General features: G+C 70.0%; 4 protein-coding genes and 1 pseudogene. 2 read left to right on the forward strand and 3 right to left on the reverse strand.

The genetic code is table 11. The annotated features are described in order from the left end of the window. The first annotated feature begins 613 nt into the window (after window positions 1-613). A complete protein-coding gene (locus Q7W02_27910; protein MDO8479953.1) occupies window positions 614-757 on the forward strand; it encodes a hypothetical protein in 144 nt (47 codons plus the stop codon). Window positions 758-860: 103 nt separating this feature from the next. Next, complete coding sequence (locus Q7W02_27915) at window positions 861-1,967, forward strand: ATP-dependent 6-phosphofructokinase (GenBank protein MDO8479954.1); 1,107 nt, start codon at window positions 861-863, stop codon at window positions 1,965-1,967. Here Q7W02_27915 and Q7W02_27920 read toward each other — a convergent pair. The 3 genes and pseudogenes from Q7W02_27920 to groEL form a co-directional block, all read right to left on the reverse strand. After that, entirely contained in the window at window positions 1,930-4,488 is a 2,559-nt protein-coding gene (locus Q7W02_27920; protein MDO8479955.1) for a cation-translocating P-type ATPase, read from the reverse strand. The two genes, Q7W02_27915 and Q7W02_27920, sit on opposite strands and share 38 nt — an antisense overlap. Window positions 4,489-4,498: 10 nt before the next feature. Further along, window positions 4,499-5,365 (reverse strand): formate/nitrite family transporter, encoded by an 867-nt coding sequence (locus tag Q7W02_27925; GenBank protein ID MDO8479956.1) that lies wholly within the window; start codon window positions 5,363-5,365, stop codon window positions 4,499-4,501. 677 nt (window positions 5,366-6,042) lie between these two features. Beyond that, window positions 6,043-6,960: pseudogene (gene groEL / locus Q7W02_27930) on the reverse strand (chaperonin GroEL).

A 6,960-nucleotide genomic window follows, 5' to 3' on the forward strand; every position in this document is an offset into this window, starting at 1 on the left:
CGCCTCTCGACCATTAGGTTCTCGAGTACCGGACGAAACCACGCTCCTTCTCGACCATGGGCAGGATCGCCTCGGCGATGTCGGATCCGGAACCTCCCCTTGCCCCGCGCGCCCGCCGTGTGGCCGGTTCTCTCCAAATGCATTCCGGTTGCCATCGGGCGTTGCGAGCGAGACGGGCTCGTTTCCGCGGATTTACCCGTCTCGAAGCGGCTCCACGCCCGGCTCCGGTGGGACAGGGATGACCCAGTGAGGCGGCACCGCCAGGCCGCCGTTCGGGGCCGCCGCGTGGAACGCTCCGTGCGCGCCGCGTTCCGGCCCGCCGCCTCCGTTGTCCATGACTGAGGCAGGAGCCGAACAGCCGGCACTCCCCGGCGTCACCTTCCAGGCGGTGCCGTGGGCCCAGGCAGCCGCGGACGTCTGCCCTGCCGCTGCCTGGCGCCCCGGATGACAGCTCTCGCCCCCTGCGTCGAGGCGCCGATTTGACGGCTCCGACGCGCTCTGGCAGGATCGGCCCGAGATGGGAGGGGCGTTATCCGCGCTGTGACAAGGGGAAGAGCTGTGACAAGGAGGGAAGCGCCTGGGCCGCAGGGCGCCATGACTGAGAACAGGTGTTATGTTATCTACGCTCTTCGGGTTGGCCCCTCTTTCCGTCCCCGAGTGGAGCTTCCTGCTGCTCCTGCCGCCCACCATGCTGCTGCTGGAAGAGACTCGGAAAGGGGTGGTGCGCGCGGCGGGTCGAAGCGGGAAGCGCACATGACCACGCGAGGTCGCCCGCTCGGGTCCCGTCTCGGACATTCGTCAACTCGCGGCGCCGGGCGCTTTGTCGGTGAATGTCCGAGACCGAACACCGGAGGAAAAGCATGACGACGATCCGCCACATCGGTGTGCTGACCGGAGGCGGGGACTGCCCGGGGATGAACGCGGCGCTCCGCGCCCTCGTCAAGGCCGCCACGCACCGACACGGGATCCGCGTGAGCGGATTCCTCGACGGCTTCGCCGGCCTTCTCGACGACGCCTCCCGGCCCCTGGGCTTCGACGACGTCAGCGGCATTCTCACCCAGGGCGGGACCATCCTCGGCGCCTCGAACCGCCACGATCCCTTCCGCGTGCCGGTGCCCGGGCCCGACGGCACGACGTACCAGGACCGCTCGGATGCCGTGCTCGCCACCCTCGCCCGCCGCGAGGTCGACGCGCTCGTCGCCATCGGCGGCGACGGGACCCTGCGCATCGCCCGGCAGCTCGGTGCCAGGGGCGTGCCCGTCGTGGGCGTGCCCAAGACCATCGACAACGACGTGGGCGGGACCGAGGTGAGCGTGGGCTTCGACTCGGCGCGCGCCATCGCCACCGACGCCGTGGACCGGCTCCACTCGACGGCGGCATCCCACCACCGGATCATGGTCGTGGAGGTGATGGGGCGGCACGCGGGCTGGATCGCGCTCGAGGCCGGAGTCGCCGGCGGCGGGGACGTGATCCTCATCCCGGAGATCCGCTGGAGCTATGAGGCCGTCGCCCGCGACATCCGGGAGCGCAGGGAGCGAGGCCGTCGCTTCTCGATCGTCGTGATCGCCGAGGGCGCCCCCCGCCCCGACGGCGGGACGGTGGTCCGCGAGATCGTCGCGGGCAGCCCCGAGCCGGAGCGCCTGGGGGGCGTGGGCGCGGTGCTCGCGCAGGCCCTGGGCGCGATACTGCCCTTCGAGACGCGCTACGTGGTGCTCGGGCACGTGCAGCGCGGCGGCGCGCCCACGCCTTTCGATCGCATCCTGGCCACCCGCTTCGGCGCGGCCGCGGTCGACGCGGTGATGGACGGGGCATGGGGCGCCATGGTGGCGCTCCGGGGCGACCGCATCGTGCGCGTGCCCATCGCCGATGCGGTGGCCGAGCCGAAGCTCGTCGACCCGGAGGGCGAGCTGGTGGCGGCGGCCCGGGCCATCAAGACGAGCTTCGGAGACGGCGTCTCCTCGACTTGAAGCCCTCGAACACCACGATCGGGCCGGCGCCCGCGAGCAGACAGATCCCCAGGTCGTCTGGATGCAGGAAGGAGAAGCGGAAGAGGTCCCGGATGACCGGCACGTAGAGGACGACGACCAGGAACAGCGTGGCCCCTGCCAGCACCCACCACAGGGCCGGATTGGGCACGCGCAGCATCGCCGCGGTCGTGCCCGACCACGACCGGTTCGTCAGGATGAGTCCGAGGTTGCCGACGATCAATGCCGTGAAGGTCAGCGCGCGCGCTTCGAGCTCCCCCTGGCCGCGATAGAGGACGATGCCGTAGACGACCGCGAGCACGAGGAGCGTGACGAGCCCCTGAAACAGGCTCAGGCCGAGGACGCGGCGCCCGAACAGCGGCTGCGCGGGGTTGCGGGGAGGCCTCTTCATGACATCCGGGTCGGCCGGCTCGCCTTCGAAGACGACGGAGCAGGCCGGATCGATGATCAGGTGGAGAAACGCGATGTGGACGGGCAGCAGGATCAGGGGCCAGCCGAAGAGCACGGGGAGCAGCGACAGGCCGGCGATCGGGACGTGAATGGCCAGGATGTAGGTCATCGCCTTCATCAGGTTGTCGAAGATCCGGCGGCCCTGGCGGATGGCATGGACGAGCGACGAGAAGTCATCGTCCAGCAAGACGAGCGCCGCGGCCTCACGTGCGACGTCCGTTCCGCGCTGCCCCATGGCGAGCCCGATATGCGCCGCCTTGAGGGCCGGCGCATCGTTGACCCCGTCACCGGTCATGGCGACGATCTCTCCGCTTGCCTTCAAGGCGTTCACGAGGCGCAGCTTCTGATCCGGGATGACGCGCGCGAAGATGTCCGTGGACGTGATCCGCTCTCGCAGGCCGGCATCATCGAGCGCATTGAGCTCGGGCCCCGTGACGATGCGGCCGGGTGAAGCGAGCCCGATTTGCCGGGCGACGTACGCCGCCGTTGCCGGATAGTCGCCGGTGATGATGACGACGCGGATCCCAGCGTCGTAACACTCGCGGACAGCGGCCGCCGCGGCAGGGCGCACCGGATCGACGAGCCCCACGAGCCCGAGGAACTCGAAGTCGAAATCGTGCTGCTCCGGCGGCAGATGGGCGCGCTGGAAGCGGGCCCGCGCGACGCCGAGGACGCGGAGACCCTGATCGGTCATCCCCGCGATGGACGCCGCCAGCTCCCGCGCCCGGTCATCGTCGAAGTGGCACAGGTCGGCAATCGCCTCGGGGGCGCCTTTCGCGGCGATGATGTAGTCGTCGCCGTCCGGCGATCGCCAGACCCGCGAGAGCGCGAGGAGGCGCTTCGAGAGCGGATACTCCTGGACGAGCGACCAGTCCTCGTGGAGATGTTCCGTCGCCGTCAGGTGAGCGTCGCCGAGCGTCTTCAATGCGTGATCGATCGGGTCGAGAGCGTCCCGCTGACTGGCGAGGATGGCGAACTCGACCAGCTCGTGAAACGACTCGGGGAGAGGTGTCTCGGACGGAGCGCGGAGGTCATAGTACTCGCCGGCGGTGAACAGCATCGCGACCGACAACTGGTTGAGGGTGAGGGTCCCCGTCTTGTCCACGCACAGGACCGTGGTCGCCCCGAGAGTCTCCACCGCCGGGACACGGCGGGTGAGGACCTGCACGCGCGAGAGACGCCAGGCGCCCAACGAGAGGAAGAGCGTCAGGACCACGGGGAACTCGTTCGGCATGATGGCCATGGCGAGGGTCAGGCCGGCGAGGGCTCCCTCGAGCCATTGCCCCCGGCTGAGCGCGTAGATCACCGAGACCAGGATGGAGAGGAGGAGGCCGACGACGGCGAAGACGTGGACGACGCGGCCCGTCTCGCGCTGGAGCGGCGTCGCCTCGCGGTCGAGCGCCTCGAGCGCCCTGCCGATCTTGCCGAGCTCGGTTCCCGGACCGATCCGCTCGACTCTGGCGAGGCCGTGTCCGTGAACCACGAGCGTGCCGGAGTAGACGAACGGCAGATCGTCGCCGCCCGGAGCGGCCATGGGGCAGGGCCCGTCGGCCGCGACCTTGCGGACGGGCACCGACTCCCCGGTCAGCAGGGATTCGTCGACGGACAGGTTGGTGGCCGTGAGAAGGACGGAGTCGGCCGAGACGCGGTCTCCCTCCGCGAGCAGGAGGAGATCGTCGCGGACCACCTCCCGGCCGGGGATTCGCCGCTGCCGACCGTCACGGATGACGAGCGCGCGCGGGCTGGCCAGATCGCGGAGCCTGTCGAGCGCGCGCTCGGTCTTGTGCTCCTGGTACAGGGTGAGGCCCGTGATCAGGAAGACGAAGCCGAGCAGCATGAAGGCTTCCTGCGGATCACCCAGGACGACGTAGATCACCCCGCACGCGACGAGCAGGACAAACATCGGCTCGCGCAGCAGGTCGGCGGCGATAGTGATGAACCCGCGACGCCTGGCCGTGGGCAGGTCGTTGTAGCCGTCCCGCCCGAGCCGGGCGGTCACCTCGGCTTCGGAGAGCCCGCCGAGCGAGCGCCGGTCGGGTTCGGCGGGGGTCATCGCCGTGGGATCACGCCCGGGACCGGCGCCGGAGGTAGACGAACCAGTAGACGGCGCCCACGAGCAGCGTCCCGCCGATCACGTTGCCGATGGTGACGGGGAGCAGGTTGCGAAGGACGAACCCACTCCAGCTCAAGGCCTGCGCGCTGAGCCCGAGGTCGTGGCCCGCGACGAAGCCGGGATCGAGCGCCGCGATGAACAAGCCCAGCGGGACGAAGTACATGTTCGCAACCGAGTGCTCGAACCCGGCGGCGACGAAGGCGCTGATCGGAAAGACGATGGCCAGGATCCGGTCGGTGGTCGTCCTCGCGCTGTAGCTGAGCCACACGGCGAGGCAGACGAGGGCATTGCAGAGGATCCCGAGCGCCACGGCCTGCCCGAAGCCGAGCTCGAGCTTGGCGTGAGCGATGCCGAGGGCGGTGATGCCGAAGGCGCCACCCTCGAAGCGCTGGGTCCCGCCGAGACAGACGAGCATCGCCGTCGCCGCGGCCCCGACGAAGTTGCCCGCGTACACGATGGTCCAGCTCCGCAGCAGCGCTCGTGTCGTCACGCGACCGCTCGCCCATGCCATGGCGATCAGGTTATTGCCGGTGAAGAGCTCCGCCCCGCCGACGATGACGAGGATCAGCCCAAGGCTGAACGCCACCCCCGCCAGCACCCGCGTCGGCCCCCAGGGCGCCGCGCCAGCGCCCGCCAAGGCGGTCGTGGCGAATACGCCCCCGAGCGCGACGAAGGCGCCGGCCAGCACCGCGAGGGCGAACTCGCCGAGGGCGTCCATCGAGACCTTCCTCACCCCGATCTCCTCCGCCCGCTTGGCCATCTCCGGGGGAAGGAGGGCCTCCAGCCGCAGCGTCGCTTCGCTCCCGCTCTCCGTCATCGCATGACCTCCGCCTGAGAGGTGAATTCAAGTCCCGTCCCGGGACGAGTGTAGCCGCGCCGCCCCAATGCTGGGCGGATGGGGCATCGCCTCCCCGTGGCCCGGTCCCCGGGGTGATGCAAACACCTGATTTCCCCACCGGTCTTCGTGGCGAATCGCTTGTGTGATCGTTGATCGTGACGACGGACGGCAAGCAGGACTCCGCACGTTCCCAGATCGAAATCGAGGGGCAGGTCGGCCGCGGCGGTGGCGGCGCTGGCCCTGCTGGTGGCCGCCTGCACGTCATCGCCACCGTGCAGGATCCCCTCGCCGCTCGGCCCCGCCCCACCCGCGCCGCCGCCCTCACGGAGCCCGCAGCTCAGAGCTTGTGAACGAATCGCGGCGGGGCAGGTCCGCGCAAGCCGCTGAGCGTCTGGCGAGGCCGGTTCATCTCAACGACCGCGTCTGCTCGGATCTCCGCTCGCTCTTCGCGGCGCCTGCGGTGGGGGTGGGGCGGTCATGCGGCCTGCGCTGCGGCCTGCCGGAGTGCGACGGCGCGCATCAGATAGTGCGCCGGCGCGAACCACAGCAGCACCGCCCGGACCTTCTGGAGACCCCGCCCCGGGAACTGGTGTCTGTCATACGCCGAGTCTACGACTCGTCACTGACAATCCCGCAGCGGATTTCTTCACAAACTCTCAGCCCAGGACCGGGGCGGGCATCTTGTCCTTCTCCTCTTCCGCCTCGGTGAGCGTCGCCTCGGTCAGCAGCAGCAGGCTCGCGGCCGAGACCGCGTTCTCGAGCGCGATGCGCACGACCTTGGTCGGATCGATGATGCCCGCCTCCACGAGGTCGACGTACTGCTTCCTGGCGGCGTCGAAACCCATGCTGCCCTTGCCCTCGCGCATCCGGTTGACCACGACACCGCCGTCCACCGCCGAGTTCTCGGCGATCTGGCGCGTCGGCGCCTCCAGGGCACGCTTGAGGATCTGGAGCCCCGTGCGCTCGTCGCCCTCGCACTGCCCCTCCTCGCGCTCCACGGCGTCGATGGCGCGCAGGAGCGCGAGCCCGCCACCCGGCACGATGCCCTCCGCCACGGCCGCCTTCGTCGCGCTGATGGCGTCCTCCAGCGCCTCCTTGCGGCTCTTCATCTCGGACTCCGAAGGCGCGCCCACGCGGATGAGCGCCACCCCGCCCGCCAGCTTCGCCAGGCGCTCCTGGAGCTTCTCGCGGTCGTAGTCGCTGGTGCTCTTCTCAATCTGCTGGCGGACCTGCTGCGTCCTTCCCTCGATCGCCGTCTTGTCGCCGGCGCCGCCGATGATCGTCGTCGCCTCCTTGTCCACCACGATGCGCTTGGCGCGGCCGAGATGCCGGGGCTCGACGCTCTCGAGCTTGATGCCCAGCTCCTCGCTGATCACAGTGCCCGCCGGTGAGGACCGCGATGTCCTCCAGCATCTCCTTGCGGCGGTCCCCGTAGCCGGGCGCCTTCACGGCCACGCAGCGCAGCGCGCCCCGGAGCTTGTTCACCACGAGGGTCGCCAGCGCGTCGCCCTCGATGTCCTCGGCGATGATCAGGATCGGCTCGCCCGTCCGGGCGACCTGCTCGAGCAGCGGCA

The sequence above is a fragment of the Candidatus Rokuibacteriota bacterium genome, assembly GCA_030647435.1.
GTDB lineage: Bacteria > Methylomirabilota > Methylomirabilia > Rokubacteriales > CSP1-6 > AR37.

Excerpts from the sequence above, each read along its gene's own strand:
- Q7W02_27910 (MDO8479953.1), top strand. The coding sequence starts at position 614 with ATGTTATCTACGCTCTTCGGGTTGGCCCCTCTTTCCGTCCCCGAGTGG.
- Q7W02_27915 (MDO8479954.1), top strand. The coding sequence starts at position 861 with ATGACGACGATCCGCCACATCGGTGTGCTGACCGGAGGCGGGGACTGC.
- Q7W02_27920 (MDO8479955.1), bottom strand. The coding sequence starts at position 4,488 with ATGACCCCCGCCGAACCCGACCGGCGCTCGCTCGGCGGGCTCTCCGAA.
- Q7W02_27925 (MDO8479956.1), bottom strand. The coding sequence starts at position 5,365 with ATGACGGAGAGCGGGAGCGAAGCGACGCTGCGGCTGGAGGCCCTCCTT.